The organism is Amycolatopsis sp. NPDC041971, assembly GCF_055588925.1.
On sequence record NZ_JBVJCE010000022.1, the window covers coordinates 20,494 to 37,348 of the forward strand.

Annotated in this window: 13 protein-coding genes; 9 read left to right on the plus strand and 4 right to left on the minus strand. The window is 69.6% G+C overall.

What is annotated here, in order from left to right; genetic code table 11:
• The first annotated feature begins 72 nt into the window (after positions 1-72).
• On the plus strand, positions 73-1,941 hold the full coding sequence (locus ACZ6DT_RS33935; protein ID WP_465603151.1) for a Xaa-Pro dipeptidyl-peptidase: 1,869 nt from the start codon (positions 73-75) through the stop codon (positions 1,939-1,941).
• Positions 1,942-2,001: 60 nt separating this feature from the next.
• Here ACZ6DT_RS33935 and ACZ6DT_RS33940 read toward each other — a convergent pair whose 3' ends face one another.
• Entirely contained in the window at positions 2,002-2,853 is an 852-nt protein-coding gene (locus ACZ6DT_RS33940; RefSeq protein ID WP_465602964.1) for a class I SAM-dependent methyltransferase, read from the minus strand.
• A 50-nt stretch (positions 2,854-2,903) separates the two neighbouring features.
• On the opposite strand from ACZ6DT_RS33940, the gene ACZ6DT_RS33945 reads away from it, so the two are divergent.
• Positions 2,904-3,533 (plus strand): TetR/AcrR family transcriptional regulator, encoded by a 630-nt coding sequence (locus ACZ6DT_RS33945; protein ID WP_465602966.1) that lies wholly within the window; start codon positions 2,904-2,906, stop codon positions 3,531-3,533.
• Positions 3,534-3,606: 73 nt separating this feature from the next.
• Here the strand turns inward: ACZ6DT_RS33945 and ACZ6DT_RS33950 are convergent, their stop codons facing one another.
• From ACZ6DT_RS33950 to ACZ6DT_RS33960, 3 genes are read right to left on the minus strand one after another with little or no spacing between them, the layout of a single operon-like run.
• A complete protein-coding gene (locus ACZ6DT_RS33950; RefSeq protein ID WP_465602968.1) occupies positions 3,607-4,803 on the minus strand; it encodes a cation:proton antiporter in 1,197 nt (398 codons plus the stop codon).
• Between the two features lie 6 nt (positions 4,804-4,809).
• Positions 4,810-5,292: a cation:proton antiporter regulatory subunit gene (locus ACZ6DT_RS33955; protein WP_465602969.1), complete on the minus strand. Its 483-nt coding sequence runs from the start codon at positions 5,290-5,292 to the stop codon at positions 4,810-4,812.
• A 4-nt stretch (positions 5,293-5,296) separates the two neighbouring features.
• Positions 5,297-5,512: a DUF4267 domain-containing protein gene (locus tag ACZ6DT_RS33960; protein WP_465602971.1), complete on the minus strand. Its 216-nt coding sequence runs from the start codon at positions 5,510-5,512 to the stop codon at positions 5,297-5,299.
• Positions 5,513-5,623: 111 nt separating this feature from the next.
• Here ACZ6DT_RS33960 and ACZ6DT_RS33965 point away from each other — a divergent pair, with 111 nt between their 5' ends.
• The 7 genes from ACZ6DT_RS33965 (at position 5,624) to malQ (ending at position 16,812) form a co-directional block, all read left to right on the plus strand.
• Positions 5,624-6,202 (plus strand): TetR/AcrR family transcriptional regulator, encoded by a 579-nt coding sequence (locus ACZ6DT_RS33965; RefSeq protein ID WP_465602973.1) that lies wholly within the window; start codon positions 5,624-5,626, stop codon positions 6,200-6,202.
• 92 nt (positions 6,203-6,294) lie between these two features.
• Positions 6,295-6,999 carry a (d)CMP kinase gene (gene cmk / locus ACZ6DT_RS33970; RefSeq protein WP_465603153.1) on the plus strand — a complete coding sequence of 235 codons (705 nt, stop codon included), beginning with the start codon at positions 6,295-6,297 and terminating at the stop codon, positions 6,997-6,999.
• Entirely contained in the window at positions 6,996-7,664 is a 669-nt protein-coding gene (locus ACZ6DT_RS33975; protein WP_465602975.1) for a lysophospholipid acyltransferase family protein, read from the plus strand. The genes cmk and ACZ6DT_RS33975 overlap by 4 nt, the downstream gene beginning before the upstream one ends.
• Before the next feature lie 4 nt (positions 7,665-7,668).
• The gene (gene der, locus ACZ6DT_RS33980; RefSeq protein WP_465602977.1) at positions 7,669-9,138 is read left to right on the plus strand and encodes a ribosome biogenesis GTPase Der; all 1,470 of its coding nucleotides are present in this window, start codon (positions 7,669-7,671) and stop codon (positions 9,136-9,138) included.
• A gap of 246 nt (positions 9,139-9,384) precedes the next feature.
• Positions 9,385-13,287, plus strand: a complete 3,903-nt coding sequence (locus ACZ6DT_RS33985) for a Pls/PosA family non-ribosomal peptide synthetase (protein ID WP_465602979.1) — start codon at positions 9,385-9,387, stop codon at positions 13,285-13,287.
• A 20-nt stretch (positions 13,288-13,307) separates the two neighbouring features.
• Positions 13,308-14,720 carry a M1 family metallopeptidase gene (locus ACZ6DT_RS33990; RefSeq protein WP_465602981.1) on the plus strand — a complete coding sequence of 471 codons (1,413 nt, stop codon included), beginning with the start codon at positions 13,308-13,310 and terminating at the stop codon, positions 14,718-14,720.
• A 136-nt stretch (positions 14,721-14,856) separates the two neighbouring features.
• The gene (malQ, locus tag ACZ6DT_RS33995) at positions 14,857-16,812 is read left to right on the plus strand and encodes a 4-alpha-glucanotransferase (RefSeq protein WP_465602983.1); all 1,956 of its coding nucleotides are present in this window, start codon (positions 14,857-14,859) and stop codon (positions 16,810-16,812) included.
• The last annotated feature ends 43 nt before the right edge of the window (positions 16,813-16,855 follow it).

A 16,855-nucleotide genomic window follows, 5' to 3' on the forward strand; every position in this document is an offset into this window, starting at 1 on the left:
GGCGATCATCGCGTTTAGCTCTCCCTGACTGGCTTTCAGCCGACGGGGAAGGGCTCGACCGTGAAAACAGTTGTGCTGGCAGGGATCTTGGCGATCGCCGCGGCCGTGGTCGCGGCACCGCAGGCCGCGGCGAAACCGCGGGGCAGCGAACCGGTCTACGACTTCGCCCAGGCCGTCCGCGAGACGGCTTGGGTGGACATCGGCCTCGACGGGGACGGCGACGGCCGTTCGGACCGGGTCGCCGCCGACATCATCCGCCCGAAGGAACCGGCGGCGCAGGGCAAGAAGGTCCCGGTCATCATGGACGCGAGCCCGTACTACTCGTGCTGCGGGCGGGGCAACGAGAGTGAGCTCAAGACCTACGACTCGGCGGGCAGGCCGGTCGGGTTCCCGCTCTACTACGACAACTTCTTCGTCCCGCGCGGATACGCCGTCGTCCTGGTGGATCTGGCCGGTACCAACAAATCCCGTGGCTGCACCGACGTCGGCGGGCCCTCGGACGTCAACTCCGCGCGCAAGGTCGTCGACTGGCTGAACGGCCGGGCGAAGGGCTACACGACGGCGACCGGCTCGGCCAGGACGAACGCGACCTGGTCGACGGGCGCGGTCGGCATGATCGGGAAGTCCTACGACGGCACGGTGGCCAACGGAGTCGCCGCGACCGGTGTCGACGGCCTCAAGACCATCGTGCCGATCGGCGCCATCAGCTCCTGGTACGACTATTACCGCTCCGACGGCGCGAACCTGCGCCAGGGCAGCCCGGCGGGGCTCGCGCAGACCGTCTCCCGGCGCAACGGCGGGCAGGACTGCACTGAGGCGAACCGGAAACTGACCGCCGGTGCGACGGCGAACGGAGACTACAACGCGTTCTGGCTCGACCGGGACCACGTACAGAGCGCGTCGAAGGTGAAGGCCAGCGTGCTCGCTTCGCACGGCCTGGGCGACCTCAACGTCAAGACGATCAACTTCGGGCAGTGGTGGGAATCGCTGAACGTCGAGCGCAAGCTCTGGCTGACGCAGGCCGGTCACGTCGACCCGTTCGACTACCGGCGCTCGGCGTGGGTCGACACCCTGCACAAGTGGTTCGACCACTACCTGCTCGGCGTGGACAACGGTATCGAGAAGACACCGGGCGCGAGCGTGGAACGCGAGCCGGACGTCTGGGTGGACCAGGCGGCGTGGCCCGCGGGGAGCGCGGTCACCCTGCGTCCTTCGGCCGGCGGCACGCCGGGCGTCGGCACCCTCGGCTCCACCGCGGGGACGGGTACGGCGTCGTTCACCGACACCGCCGGCCAGTCCTCGAACAGCTGGGCCGCGAGGCCGACGGAGACCGCGAGCGGGCGCGTGCTGTTCAGCACCGGCGCGCTGGCGAAGGATCTGCACGTGTCAGGGACGGCGAAGGTGACTGTGACCGCGACGCCGTCGACGTCCACAGCACGGCTCTCGGCGATCCTCGTGGACTACGGCCCGGCGACGATCCGGAACTACACCGGGCCGAAGGAAGGCATCAAGAACGAGCTGACGCAGTCGTGCTGGGGTGCGAGCGCGCCCGGCAATGACGCCTGTTACCTGAACACGAGCGCCGACTCGGTCTCGGTCGGGCTGAACATCATCAGCCGTGGTTGGGCGGACCTGGCCAACCACCGTTCGCTGAGCCAGGAATCGCCGCTGACGCCGGGGCAGCCGTACACGATGACCTTCCGGCTGGCGAGTACTGATCATGTCGTCCCGCAAGGACATCAGCTGGCGCTGATCATCGGCGGGACGGACGGCTCGTTCATCTCGGGTCCGGCGCAGTACCCGAAGATCACGGTGGACCTCGGCAAGACTTCGCTGGCGCTGCCTGTCTCGGGTGCGGGACCGTCGGCCGTTCCGGCTCCGCTTCCGGCGGCTCCGGCGCAGATCGCACCGGCGACCGTTTCGGGGCTCGAGCGCGGGTAACCGAACGCCATGAACGGTCCGTTCCTTGCGAATTTCGCAAGGAACGGACCGTTCCTAGCGTCAGCGTCCGGCGGTCACGACCCAAACCCCACCGGGGATCCGCACCCCCCGCGGAGTCTCGAATTCGCCGAGCGCGCCCCGTACCCGGTCGCGGAGCCCGGCGATCGAGTCCGCGTCCACGCTCCGCAGGTTGTGCTGGATCGGGGCCATCGAGAAGACGAAATCCGTCGCGTCGTCGGCGTTCGCCCCGAAGCCCATGTCCGCGTCCACCGGGCTGATCTCGAGGTCGCGGAAGCCCGCCGCCGTGAGCACTTCGGTGATCCGCTCGGGAGCCAGCAGCGAACCCATCCCCCGGGCGGCAGGGGAGGGCTCGCGGAGGTAAGGCGCGAGAGCCGCTGTCGCGCGGGCGTAAGCGCTGTCGACGTCGCCTGACCGCGGCCCTAGGAAGGCCAGCCGGCCGCCCGGCGCCATCGCTTCGCGAAGATGAGCGAACGCCGCCACCAGATCGGCGAAGAACATCACGCCGCCCCTGCTCATGATGACGTCGAAGCCAGGCCCTTCGAACGGGTGCACCTGCGCGTCTCCCTGGACGAACTCGACGTTGGTGATGTTCTCGGCCGCCGCGTCCGAGCGGGCCCGCTCCACCAGTGGCGCCGAAATGTCGATACCCAGCGCGTGCCCGCTCGCGGCCTTTCTCGCGGCCAGCCGGGTGGTGAGCCCGGCGCCGCAGCCCACGTCCAGGACCGCGTGACCGTCTTCGATGTTCGCGGCGGCGAAAAGCGGCGCGTCGAAGGCTTCCATCATGCCGTTGTAACGCTCCGGGCGATCCGCCCAGAGCCTTCCCTCCCAGCCGTTCCACGCTTCGGCCTGCTGCCGGTTGGCGATCGCCACCATGAGACACCCCATCGTCATCGTTACTAGAGTCGAACTCTAGTGCTTGACTCTAGAGATAGACTCCAATCATGAGCGGTGTCAAGGGCGCCCGGGCCGATCGGGCGGCGGAAACGCGGCGGCGGATCATCGCGGCCGCCAAAGAACTCTTCCTCGCCGACGGCTACGGGGCGACCACGCTTCAGCAGGTCGCCGACCGGGCGGGGGTGGCCGTCCAGACCATTTACTTCACGTTCCGCAACAAGCCGACGTTGCTGAAGGAACTGGTCGACGTCGCGATCGCCGGCGACGACATTCCGGTGGCGACGATGGAGCGGCCATGGTTCGCGCGAGTGACGGACGCGCCGGACGCGCGCACGGCCCTCACCGCCCTCGTGACGGGTAGCCGCGCCGTGCTCGAACGGGTCGCCGCCCTCACCGACATGGTGCGCACCGCGATCGCCGCCCACCCCGAATTGCGCGAGCTCTGGCCTGACCGCGAAGACCCGCGCCACGCCGTGCACACGGCGGCGGCGAAGGCACTACTGGAGAAGCCCGGCGTCAGGACCGATCTCACGGTCGAGAAGGCGGCGGACATCCTCTATGCCGTGCTGAGTCCGGAGTTGTTCCTGATCCTGACTCGTGATCGTGCCTGGGCTCCCGGCGACTGGGAGCCTTGGGTCGAGGAACTTTTGGCCGCGCAGTTGCTCGAGCGCGGCTGACCCAGTGCAATGAACGGTCCGTTCCTTGCGAAATTTGCAAGGAACGGACCGTTCATGGCGCGTGTGGGCGGAGTCAGCCGGTCTGCGAGGCCGCGCTCTTCGTCCCGAAGGACCTTCGCTGCAGAGCGCGCGCCACCGGCTCCACGATCCGCGCCGCCGTCGGGCCGAGGATCGCCATCAGGAGCACGTACGCCGTCGCGAGTGCCGCGAGTTCGCCGGTCACCGCGCCCGCCGCCACCGCCAGTCCGGCGATGACGATCGAGAACTCGCCTCGCGCGACCAGCGCGGCTCCGGCGCGAGCCCGGCCCATCTTCCCGATGCCTTGGCGTCGCGCGGCCCACCAGCCGGTGCCGACTTTCGTGAGCGTGGTCGCGACCGCCAGGACGACCGCCCAGCCGAGCACGGGCGGGATCGACGCGGGGTTGGTGTTGAGCCCGAACACGACGAAGAACACGGCCGCGAAGAGATCCCGCAGGGGTTCGAGCAGGTGCGTCGCGTTCTCCGCCGTCGAACCCGAGATCGCGATGCCGAGCAGGAACGCGCCGACCGCGGCCGACACCTGCATCGCCGAAGCCAGGCCGGCTACCAGCAGGGCCGCGCCGAGGACCTTGAGGAGGAACACCTCGCGGTCCGGGCTGTCCACCGCCGCGGAGACGTACCGGCCGAACTTCAACGCGATCACCAGGACGACCGTGATCACCATCAGCGAGATCCCGACCGCCTTCAGGCCGCCGAGGAAGCTGACACCGCCGAGGACCGCGGTCAGAATCGGCAGGTACAGCGCCATCACCAGGTCTTCGAACACCAGGATCGACAGCACCACCGGCGTTTCCCGGTTACCGAGCCGCCCAAGGTCGCCGAGCACCTTCGCGATGATCCCGGAGGACGAGATGTAGGTGACCCCCGCCATCACGATCGCGCCGATCGGCCCCCAGCCGAGGATGAGCGCGACGATCGCACCCGGCGCGGCGTTGAGCACGATGTCCACCACCCCCGCCATCCACGAGCGTTTCAGCCCGGTGAACAGTTCGGCCGCCGAGTACTCCAGGCCGAGCAGGAGCAGCAGCAGGACGACGCCGATCTCGCTGGCGAGGTGGGTGAAGTCGCCGATGTCGCCGAGCGGGATCAGGCCGCCCTGCCCGAAGCACAGGCCGCCGATCAGGTACAGCGGGATCGGGGACATCCCGATCTTCCCGGCGAGCCTGCCGAGCGCGCCCAGCCCGAAGAAGACCGCCCCGAGTTCGATCAAGGACAGTGCGGTGTGATCCATCCGCGATCAGCCGTACTTCAAGATCTTGACGGCGGCCTCGAGCCCTTCGGAGGTGCCGACCGCGACGAGTACGTCGCCCCCGGTGAGATTGAAGTCCGGAATGGGGGAGGGGTGAACCTGCCCGGCCCGCATCACCGCGACGACCGAGACGCCCGTGCGTGTTCGCATGGCCGTGTCGCCCAGCGTCCGGCCGTCGAACGGCGACGACGCCTTGATCGGCAACTGCTTGGTGTTGATGCCGGGCAGGTCCCGGTGCTCTTCGGTGAGCTGGGCGACCAGCTGGGGCGCGCCGAGCAGGTTCGCCAGCGCGCCCGCTTCGTCGGTGGAGAGCGGAAGTGAGGCCAGGCAGGCGTCGGGATCGTCCGTTTTGGACACGATCAGCTCGATGTGTCCGTCGCGATGGGTCACCACGCCGACGCGGCGGCCGTTGCGGGTGGCGAAGTCCTTGCGGACGCCTATTCCGGGGAGCGGGGTCACTTCGACGTTCACGACGTCAACAGTAACTCACTGTCCGTTTTGCCTCGGTGGATGAGGAACAGTGCCGAGATCCGAGCATCACGGCGCACGTCGCGCCGTGGACGCCGAGCGCGGCCCCCACGGAACCGTTGTGGGTCAGCACGATCGGCATGTCGCCGAGCGGGATGAACGCCAGCGCGAGCATCGCCCAACCCAGCGCGCGGACGTTCCGGAACAGGAGCGGCGCGAGCACCACGAGTGCCGTGCCGAGGTCGCGGACCCCCTTGACCGCGAGGAGAGCGGATCACCCTCGGACGGCTGATGCTAGCACTGCTAGATTGTCTAGCGATGCTAGGGTATTCGTATGGTCACGAACCCCCGGCGCGAGCGGGACCGCTCGCTGCGCGAACAGCTGATCGTCACCACCGCCCGCGAGATCGCCGAAGAAGAAGGCTGGGACGCGGTCACGACCCGGCGGCTGGCGGCGAAGATCGAGTACAGCCAGCCGGTCCTCTACAGCCACTTCTCCGGCAAGGGGGCGATCATGGTGGCCGCGGCCCTCGAGGGCTGCACCGAAATGGCCGCGCAGATGCGGAAGGGAGCCGGCACGACGGAGGACTCGCGGGGCACCCTGCGGAGGCTGGCCGAGAACTACTTCGACTTCGCCGACCGCAAACCCGCGCTCTACGACGCGATCTTCACCCTCGCGAGTGAACTGAGCTTTACAAGTCCGGACAGCCCCGAGCCGTTGAAGGACGCGTTCGGCGCCCTGCTCGAAGCCGTGGATCCGGTGGCCGGTGACTACGACCACGGCCACTACGCCGAGACATTCTGGGCCGCCCTGCACGGCCTGGTCACCCTCGAGCGCAGCCGTCGGCTCCCGGCACACGGGCGCACGGAACGGATCAGCGTGCTCGTCGACCGGTTCGCCGTGGGCGGCTGAGGCGTGTCGCGCGCCACCAGGCAGAATGGTCATCGATCAGGTGAGCGACGAATGAGCTGAGGAGAGTTTCGGTGACGGGAGCCCTGCGTGGTGTGGTCGCGATGGACGGCCCGTCCGGAACCGGGAAATCCACGGTTTCGCGGAAGCTCGCGACGAAACTCGGCGCCGGTTACCTCGACACGGGCGCGATGTACCGCATGGTCACCCTCGCCGTCCTGCGCGCCGGGGTCGACCCGGCCGACGCGGACGCGGTTTCCGACGTCGCACGAACGGCCGAACTCGGCATCGGGACCAGTCCCGACGACGCGACGGTCACCCTCGCGGGTGAAGACGTCGCCGCCGAGATCCGCGGTGCGGACGTCACCACGGCGGTGTCGCCGGTTTCGGCCGTTCCTTCGGTCCGCGAACTGCTGGTCGCCCGGCAGCGCGACCTCATCGCCGAGGTGCTCGGCCGGGTCGGCGGCATCGTGGTCGAAGGTCGCGACATCGGCACCGTCGTCTCACCCGACGCCCCGCTCAAGATCTTCCTCACCGCCTCGGCCGAGGTTCGCGCCGCTCGCCGCAGCGCGCAGGATTCCGCCGCCGGCCGCGAATCCACGCACGACGTCGCGAAGGCGGCGGTGGACCGGCGTGACCGCTTGGACTCCACGCGGGCGGCTTCGCCCCTGCGCGCGGCCGAGGACGCCGTCGAGGTGGACACCTCGGCGCTCAACATCGACCAGGTGATCGTCGCGCTGGCGGAACTGGCGCTGCACCGCGGTCTCCTCGAAGGCTGCCCCGCCGAGGCCGCCAGGTGAGTGCGAAGGGACTGCCCGAAGGCGCGAGCGGCCCGATCCACACCTTCGGCAGGGGGATCTCGAAGTTCATCGTCCGGCCCGCTTTCCGGGTGCGGGTCCATGGTGGCGAGCGGGTACCGGCGTCGGGTCCGGTGGTGTTCATCGCCAACCACAGCTCGATGGTGGAACCGCAGCTGCTGTTCGGAATGTTGTCGCGCCGCACGGCGTTTCTGGTCAAGGAGGAACTCTTCCGGGGGTTCGTCGGCTGGTTCTTCCCGAAACTGGGCCAGATCCCGGTGAGACGGGGTGCGGTGGACCGCAGACCGCTGATGGCGGCGGTCAAGGTGCTCGAGGACGGCGGTGCGGTGGGGATCTTCCCCGAAGGCACCCGCGGCCTCGGTGACGCCGAAAACTTCGAGCGCGGCGCGGCCTTCCTGGTCCGCGCCGGGAACGCGACCGTGGTTCCGGTCGCCACTCGGGGGACGTACAAACCCGCCGGCGCCAAGAGGCGTTGGCGGCCACGCGTCGACATCATGGTCGGCGAACCTTTCACTCCCGCGATCGGGAAGGGAAGGACAGGGCTGGAGGAGGGAACCGAGCGGCTTCGCCTCGCGCTCGCGGACCTCGTGAAGGCACTGGACGAATGGCGCTTGGAGCACGGGCTCCAAGACACGCGACAGGATTGAGTACATGACAGAAATAGACGGAGTCGGCGAGATCGACGGCTCCTGGTCCGACGAATCCGAATTCACCGCGCTCGACGCGCAGATCGCCGCGGGTGAAGCCGAGGAGGAGGCGCAGCTCGCGCAACCGGTCCTCGCCGTCGTCGGCAGGCCGAACGTGGGCAAGTCGACCCTGGTCAACCGGATCCTCGGCCGCCGCGAAGCGGTCGTGCAGGACGTCCCCGGCGTGACCAGGGACCGTGTCGCCTACGACGCGTTCTGGGCGGGCCGCCGGTTCACCCTCGTCGACACGGGCGGCTGGGAGCCGGACGCGACCGGATTGCAGGCCTCCGTCGCCGCGCAGGCCGAGATGGCGATGGCCACCGCCGACGCGGTGCTGCTGGTCATCGACGCCAGCGTCGGCGCGACGGCCACCGACGAAGCCGTCTCCAAGGTGCTTCGCCGCTCGAAGAAGCCGGTGCTCCTCGCCGCCAACAAGGTGGACGACGACCGTCTGCTGGCCGACACCGCGTCGCTGTGGTCGCTCGGCCTCGGCGAGCCGTACCCGGTCAGCGCACTGCACGGCCGCAGCTCCGGCGACCTGCTCGACGCCGTCGTCAAGGCGCTGCCGTCGATGCCGCGTGACGGCGACCGCGCCACCACCGGCCCGCGCCGCGTCGCGCTGGTCGGCAAGCCGAACGTGGGCAAGTCCAGCCTGCTGAACAAACTTTCCGGCGAGGAGCGGTCCGTTGTGGACTCGGTCGCCGGTACCACCGTCGACCCGGTCGACTCGCTGGTCGAACTGGACGGCGAGACTTGGCGGTTCGTCGACACGGCGGGTCTGCGCAAGCGGGTCAACTCGGCCAACGGCGCCGAGTACTACGCGTCGCTGCGGACCAAGACCGCGATCGACGCGGCCGAGGTCGCGATCGTGCTGCTGGACGCCGCCGAACCGCTTTCGGAACAGGACCTGCGGGTGCTGACGATGGTCGTCGAGGCGGGTCGCGCCTGCGTGCTCGCCTTCAACAAGTGGGACCTCGTCGACGAGGACCGCCGCCACGCCATGGTCCGTGAGCTGGACCGCGGCCTGGTGCGGGTGCCGTGGGCGGACAAGGTCAACATCTCCGCGCTCACCGGCCGGTCCGTGCGCAAACTCGCGCCCGCGCTGCGGACCGCGTTGAAGTCCTGGGACCAGCGGGTTCCCACGGGTCAGCTGAATGGCTGGCTGGCCGACCTGATCGCCGCGACCCCGCCGCCGGTGCGCGGTGGAAAGCAGCCGAAGGTGCTGTTCGCGACCCAGGCGGGAATCCGGCCGCCGACGCTGGTCCTGTTCACCACCGGCTTCCTCGAGGCGGGTTACCGGCGGTTCATCGAACGGAAGTTCCGTGAGCGTTTCGGTTTCGAAGGCACCCCTGTCCGGGTGAATGTCCGAGTGCGGGAAAAGAAGCAAAGGCCCAAGGTCGGCGGAAAAGCGGCAGGGAAACCGAAGACCCGCTGATTTCTCACCATGTAGGTGAATATTTCACTGGGTGGACACGCCGTTGACCTCGGGTTTCGGCGTGTCCGCCGGTGAGGTTCGACACTCTGCCGAGACCCTCTCGAGATATGTCGTACAACTGCGGTAAAGTCAAAGGTCCGCTAGCGGGCGCCTCATTCGGAGAGCGAGCCCGAATGACGCACTTCGCGAAAGGTGTGTGATGGGCTTGAGCGCCCATGGTTCTTTCCTGCCCGTGGTGGCCGCCCGATGACCTTGACCGCCGATTCCCGGCCGATCGCCGACGTCGCCGATGTCACCGTCGCTCCGTCGGCCGCCTCCATCGCCGACCGTGCCCTGTTCTGGTCCGGTCTCGGTGCCGGTGAGCGCACTCTGATCGACATCCTCGCCGAGACCGCCGCCCGCCATCCCAACGCGGGCGCGATCGACGACGGCGAGACCACGCTGTCCTATCGCAAGCTCGTCGAAGAGATCGACGAGTACGGCCGCAAGCTGACCGCCAACGGCGTCGGCGTCGGCGACCGGGTCGGCGTCCGGATCTCCTCCGGCACCGCCGAGCTCTACGTCGCCATCCTCGCCATCCTGTCCGTCGGCGCCGCCTATGTGCCGGTCGACGCGGACGACCCGGACGAGCGTGCCGAACTTGTCTTCGGCGAGGCCGACGTCGCCGCCGTCGTCTCCGATGGCGGCGCGATCACCGTGCTCGGCTCGCCCGGCGGTGTGGAAGGCAGCCCCGCGCCGACCGACGACGCCTGGATCATCTTCACCTCCGGGTCGACCGGTAAGCCGAAGGGTGTCGCCGTCTCGCACGCGTCCGCCGCGGCTTTCGTCGACGCGGAAGCTCGGCTTTTCCTCACCGAGGAGCCGATCGGCCCCGGTGATCGTGTGCTCGCCGGCCTGTCCGTCGCGTTCGACGCCTCCTGTGAAGAGATGTGGCTCGCCTGGCGCCACGGCGCCTGCCTGGTCCCGGCGCCGCGTTCGCTGGTGCGGACCGGGGTCGATCTCGGCCCGTGGCTGGTCGCGCAGGGCATCACCGTCGTCTCGACCGTGCCGACGCTGGCCGCGCTGTGGCCCGCCGACGCGCTCGAAGACGTCCGCCTGCTGATCTTCGGCGGTGAGGCCTGCCCGCCGGAACTGGCCGAACGCGTCGCCGTCGAAGGCCGCGAAGTCTGGAACACCTACGGCCCGACAGAGGCCACCGTCGTCGCCTGCGCCGCGCAGATGACCGGCGAGGGCCCGGTCCGCATCGGCCTGCCGCTCGTCGGCTGGCAGCTCGCCGTCGTCGACGAGGCGGGCGAGCCCGTCGCGATGGGGGAGACCGGCGAGCTGGTCATCGGCGGTGTCGGCCTGGCCCGCTACCTCGACCCGGAGAAGGACGCCGAGAAGTTCGCGCCGCTGCCCTCGCTGGGCTGGCGCCGCGCGTACCGCAGCGGTGACATGGTCCGCGCCGAAACCGAGGGGCTGCTGTTCCTCGGGCGGCTCGACGAGCAGGTCAAACTCGGCGGCCGCCGGATCGAACTCGGCGAGGTCGACGCCGCGCTTCAGGCCTTGCCCGGAGTGCAGGGTGCCGCGGCCGCGGTCCGCCGCACCAAGGCGGGTAACCAGGTGCTCGTCGGGTACGTCGTGCCCGCCGAGGGGACGAAGTTCGACCACGACGAGGCCGCGACCCGGCTGCGTGAGCAGCTGCCCGCCGCGCTCGTCCCGCTGCTGGCGCTGATCGACGACCTGCCGACGCGGACCTCCGGCAAGGTCGACCGCAACGCGCTGCCCTGGCCGCTGTCCACTGTGGACGCCGCCAAATCCGGTCTGTCCCCGACGGAGAGCTGGCTCGCCGAAGGCTGGGCGGAGATCCTCGGCGTCTCGGTCGGCAACCCGAAGGCCGACTTCTTCACCAACGGCGGGGGAAGCCTGACGGCCGCGCAGCTGATCGCGCGGATCCGCACCCGGCATCCGCAGGTGTCGGTCAACGACATCTATGCCAACCCGAAGCTCGGCGCGCTGGCTTCGCTGTTGGACGCGCTGAGCGGCGAGAAGACCGAACGCCGCGACATCGCGCCGACCCCGCGCGAGGCCGGGATCATCCAGTCGTTGCTGATGATCCCGCTGATGAGCCTGGTCGGCCTGCGCTGGACGACGATCGCCGCGACGCTGTCGAATGTGCTGTCACTGGCCGGTTTCGCCTGGGCTCCCACACTGAGCTGGGCATGGATCGCCGTCGCGTGGATCGCGCTGTTCAGCCCGGCCGGCCGGATCGCGATCTCCGCCAGTGGCGCCCGGCTACTGCTGCGCGGGGTCCGTCCCGGCAGCTATCCGCGCGGTGGAAGTGTCCACTTGCGACTGTGGACGGCCGAGAAACTCGCCGAGTTCAGCGGGGCGGACAGTGTCGCGGGCGCTTCCTGGATGACGACGTACGCCAAGGCTCTCGGCGCGCGGATCGCCAAGGACGTCGACCTGCATTCGCCGCCGCCGGTCACCGGCATGCTGAAACTCGGCCGCGGTGCCGCCATCGAACCCGAGGTCGACTTGACCGGCCACTGGGTGGACGGCGATCTCGTGCACATCGGCAAGATCCGGATCGGCGCCGACGCGCGGATCGGCGCGCGCAGCACGCTGTTCCCCGGCTCGCGCATCGGCAAGGGCGCGGAGATCGCGGCCGGGTCGACCGTCCGCGGCAACGTGCCCGCCGGACAGCGCTGGGCCGGCGCGCCCGCGGCGCGTGCCGCCAAGGACTCGCTCAAGTGGCCGTCGAGCCGCCCGCCGCGTTCGCGGTTCTGGTCTTCGGTCTACGGGGCGACCTCGGTCGCTCTCGGTCTTCTGCCCGCTGTCGCCGCGTTTCCGGCGGTCGCGGTGCTCGGCTACGCGATCACGGGGACGGCTTCGCTGGGCGCCGCGCTCGGCCAGGCACTGCTGTTCACGCCGCTCGCGACCATCGCGTACTTCGTGACCTACGCCCTGCTCGTGCTCGCCGGCGTCCGCTCGCTGAGCATCGGCATGGTCGAGGGCTACCACCCCGTGCACGGCCGCGTCGCTTGGCAGGTCTGGGCGACCGAACGGCTGATGGGCATGGCGCGTGAAGGGTTGTTCCCCTTGTACGCCAGCCTGTTCACTCCCGTTTGGCTGCGGATGCTCGGCGCGAAGGTCGGCCGCAACGTCGAAGCGTCCACCGTCCTCGCGCTGCCGAAGATGACCCAGGTGGACAGCGGCGCGTTCCTCGCGGACGACACCATGGTCGCCACCTACGAACTCGGCCACGGCTGGCTGCACGTCGCGCCGGCACGGATCGGCAAGCAGGCGTTCCTCGGCAACTCGGGGATGGCCGCGCCGGGACGTTCGGTGCCGAAACGTGGCCTGGTCGGCGTGCTGTCCTCGGCTCCGCTCAAGGCGAAGAAGGGCTCCTCGTACCTCGGGATGCCGCCGCTGCCGGTCCGCCGGTCGGTCGGCGCGGCCGACACGAGCCGCACGTACACGCCGCCGCTGCGGCTGAAGGCGGCGCGTGCGCTCGTCGAACTGTGCCGCATCGTGCCGGTGATGTGCGGCGTCGCGCTGACCGTGCTGGTGGCCGCGGGGATCTTCGCGCTGGCGTCGTCGTACGGCTTCCTGGTCGCGGTGCTGCTCGGCGGGCCGCTGCTGCTCGCCGCCGGCGCCGTCGCCGCGCTGACCGCCACCGCGATGAAATGGCTGCTCGTCGGCCGGTTCCGCGCGGTCGACCATCCCTTGTGGAGCTCGTTCGTCTGGCGCAACGAGCTCGCCGACACCTTCGTCGAGGCGCTCGCCGTGCCATGGCTGATCGGTTCCCTCGGTGGCACACCGCTGCTTCCGGCGTGGCTGCGGACCATGGGCGTCAAGATCGGCAAGGGCGTGTGGCTGGAGACGTACTGGCTGCCCGAGTCGGACCTGGTGAGCCTGGGCGACGGCGCGACGATCAACCGCGGCTGCGTCGTACAGACGCATCTGTTCCACGACCGGATCATGACGATGTCGCCGGTGACCCTGGACGAGGGAGCGACGCTCGGGCCGCACGGTATCGTGCTGCCTGGTGCGAGCATCGGCGCGCGGACTACCGTCGGACCGGGTTCCCTGGTGACCCGGGGCGACGCGGTTCCCGCCGACTCGCGCTGGCTGGGCAATCCCATCTCGGCCTGGACGAAGTAGGAAGCGGGGTTCGTTCGCGGGTGATTTCGAAGGCCTCCGCGCAGCCCTCGCCCGGCTCGGACACCTCCGGTGACTCCTATCTGCCCCGGCACGGTAATGGCGGTTACCGTGTCCGGCACTACGATCTCGAGCTCGACTACAAGATCGGTCCCAACCGGCTGTCGGCCTCCGCGGCCATCACCGCGGAGGCGACGCAGGCGCTGTCGCGGCTCACACTCGACTTCGGCGAGTTCCGCATCAACCGCGTGCTGGTCAACGGGAAACCGGCCAAGTACACGCGGCGTGCGCACAAGCTGTACGTGAAGCCCGCGAAGTCGTTGGCGGCCGGAAGCGAGTTCCGGGTCGAGATCTATTACGTCGGCAACCCAAGGCCGTTTCCGGGGCTGTGGGGCGACATCGGCTGGGACGAACTGACCGACGGTTCGCTCGTCGCGAGCCAGCCGGTCGGGGCGCCGTCGTGGTTCCCGTGCAACGACCACCCGTCGGACAAGGCGACCTACCGCGTCGCGCTGACGACGTCGTCGCCGTATCTCGTGGCCGTCACCGGGAACCTGGTGGCGCGACACGAGCGCGCGAGCACCACGAAGTGGGTCTTCGAACGGCCCGAGCCGACGCCGACGTACCTGATGAGTGTCCAAATAGGACGATACGACGACGTCGAACTCGTCTCCGGTCCCCAGCCCGGCTGGTTTTCGCAACCGTCCGTCGAGGCGTTCCGGATCAACCTCGACGGCGGTTCCGTGGTCACCTCGGTCCCGCAACGCGCCGCCGTACCGCCGCGCCTGCGCCGGGCATTCGCGCGTGATTTCGGGCGGCAGGGCCGGATCATGGACTCGCTGCAACGACTGTTCGGGCCGTACCCCTTCGGGGAGTACGTCGTCGTCGTCACCGACGACGCCCTCGACGACCCGATCGAGGCGCAGGGCATGTCGATCTTCGGCGCCAACCACGTCGACGGGAGGCGCACGCACGAACGGCTCGTCGTGCACGAATTGGCGCACCAGTGGTTCGGCAACAGCCTGACCGTCGCCGACTGGCGGCACATCTGGCTGAACGAGGGCTTCGCGACCTACGCGGAATGGCTTTGGTCCGAGGAATCCGGCGGGCCGAGCGCGCACGAGTGGGCGAAGACCTGGCACGCGCGGATGCAGGCGAAACCCGCGGATCTGCGTCTTTCCGACCCCGGCGTGGCACGGATGTTCGACGAGCGGGTGTACAAACGCGGCGGACTTCTGTTGCACGCCTTGCGTTGTACCGTAGGTGACGCGATGTTCTTTCCGCTGGTGAAGGCTTGGGCGGTGGAGAACCGGCATGGTCTGGTTACCACCGCGGCCTTTGTCGCGCTGGCCGAACGGTTCGCCGGTCGTTCGCTGGACGCCTTCTTCTCACGGTGGCTTCACGAGCCCGCGATGCCTCCTCTTCCGGTTCCCTGAGATCGGCTCACAACGAGGCTTCGGCGGGCGGGTCTCCGACTCTCGACACTGCCAACCCAGGGCGATCCGGGCGCTGCTCGGAGTGACTTCGCTCGCGCAGATGGCGCGATCACCTTCGCACCGTGATGCTTGTCCAGTGGCCCGAGACGAAACCCGCCCTCTTGCCCGGCTCGCCGACGCCTACGGCATAGCCACCCGCTACGAGAATTCCGACCATGAGTGGGTCGAGGTGGCCGACGATGTCGTCGTCGCCGTTCTCGCCCAGTTCGACGTGGACGCCTCGGAGGAGGCCGCCGTCGAGCGGGCCCTCGCCGATGTCGAAGCCGCCAGGGCGGCGACCGCGCTGCCGCCGACGATCGTCGTGCGGGAGGGCGCCGCCTACCCGCTCGGCGTGGCCGCCGAGGTCGTGCTGGAGGACGGTGCCCGGCGCCGGGTCGAGGACGAACTGCCGTCGGATCTGCCGCTCGGCTGGCACCGCGTCGTCACGGCAGACCAGGAGGTCGTGCTGGCGGTGGTGCCCGCCAAGCTGCCTGAAGCCCCGTCGGCCTGGGGCTGGATGCTGCAGCTCTACGCCCTGCACTCGGCCGATTCGTGGGGGATCGGCGACTACGCCGACCTGGCCGAGTTCGCCGGGCGCTCGGCCCGCGAGCTCGGCACCGGCGTGCTGCTGGTCAATCCCGTCCAGGCGATCAGCCCGGCGCACCCCGTGGAGCGCTCGCCGTACTCCCCGGCCAGCCGTCGCTTCGCCAATCCGATCTATCTGCGTGTCACCGCCACCGAGACGTTCGAGCGGGCCGATCCCGCCACGCGGGAAGCCGTCCTGTCGCTCGCCCCGGACCGTGACGGCGATCTCATCGACTACGACGCCGTCTGGACGGCCAAGCGGGCGGCGCTGGAACTGTTGTGGCCGCACCGTGTCGAAGAGTTGCCCGACACTTCCGGCCTGCGTGACTTCGCCACGTTCTGTGCACTGGCCGAGCGGCACGGCGCGGACTGGCGCGACTGGCCGGAAGAACTGCGTGACCCGGCGGGCTCCGCCGTCACGCGGGCGCGCGAAGAACTCGCTGACCGGATCGGCTTCCACGGCTGGCTGCAACACCTCTGCCACGTCCAGCTGGGTGCCGCCCGGCGAGCGGCACGCGAGGCGGGCATGCCCGCCGGGATCGTGCACGACCTCCCGGTCGGGGTGCACCCCGGTGGCGCGGACACCTGGGCGCAGCGGGAGGTCTTCGCCGCCGAAGCACGCGTCGGCGCCCCGCCGGACGCGTTCAACCAGCAGGGCCAGGACTGGAACCTGCCGCCGTGGCGGCCGGACAAGCTCGCCGAGGCCGGATACGCGCCGCTCCGGGACGTCATCCGCGGGGTACTGCGGCACGGCGACGGCATCCGCGTCGACCACGTCGCCGGATTGTGGCGGCTGTGGTGGATTCCGCCGGGCGAGCCCGCGCACCGCGGCACCTACGTCTCCTACGACGCCGAAGCGATGATCGGTGTGGTCGCGCTGGAGGCGTGGCGTGCGGGCGCGGTGGTCGTCGGCGAGGACCTCGGCACGGTCGAGGAGGTGGTCACCGAGACCATGCACGAGCGCGGGGTGCTCAGCTCGGCCGTGCTGTGGTTCCAGCGCGACTACGACGCGCCGGGACAGCCGTTCGTGCCGCCCGCCGAATGGGATCCGGAGGCGATGGCCAGCATCTCCACCCACGACCTGCCGACGGTCGCCGGGTGGCTGGCCGATGAGCACGTCCGGGTCCGTGCCGAGCTCGGCCTGCTGGACCGTGGCGTGGACGCCGAGTACGAGGCGGCGGCCACCGAGCGGGCCGCGCTCCGGGAACTCCTTGCCCGGCAAGGGATCGAGGACGAAGATCCCGTCGTGGCCTTACACGTCCTCCTGGCATCGGCGGCGTGCCGGCTGGTGCTGACCTCGCCCGCCGACGTCACCGGCCAGGCGCGTCAGCCGAATCTGCCCGGCACGATCGACCAGTACCCTAATTGGCGGATCCGCCTTCCCGTCAGCGTCGACGGCTTCTTCACCACGGAGAGCGTGCGCGCCGCGGTGGCGCCGCTGCGAGCGGCCCGGCCGCTGCCCCGGTGACGAACATCGTTACGCAATCCCCAGTAGAGCGTCCGCTCACCGC

What these genes read in the sequence shown, in the direction of transcription:
- der (WP_465602977.1), top strand. Translation starts at nt 7,669, where the DNA reads ATGACAGAAATAGACGGAGTCGGCGAGATCGACGGCTCCTGGTCCGAC.
- ACZ6DT_RS33985 (WP_465602979.1), top strand. Translation starts at nt 9,385, where the DNA reads ATGACCTTGACCGCCGATTCCCGGCCGATCGCCGACGTCGCCGATGTC.
- ACZ6DT_RS33945 (WP_465602966.1), top strand. Translation starts at nt 2,904, where the DNA reads ATGAGCGGTGTCAAGGGCGCCCGGGCCGATCGGGCGGCGGAAACGCGG.
- ACZ6DT_RS33940 (WP_465602964.1), bottom strand. Translation starts at nt 2,853, where the DNA reads ATGACGATGGGGTGTCTCATGGTGGCGATCGCCAACCGGCAGCAGGCC.
- ACZ6DT_RS33950 (WP_465602968.1), bottom strand. Translation starts at nt 4,803, where the DNA reads ATGGATCACACCGCACTGTCCTTGATCGAACTCGGGGCGGTCTTCTTC.
- ACZ6DT_RS33965 (WP_465602973.1), top strand. Translation starts at nt 5,624, where the DNA reads ATGGTCACGAACCCCCGGCGCGAGCGGGACCGCTCGCTGCGCGAACAG.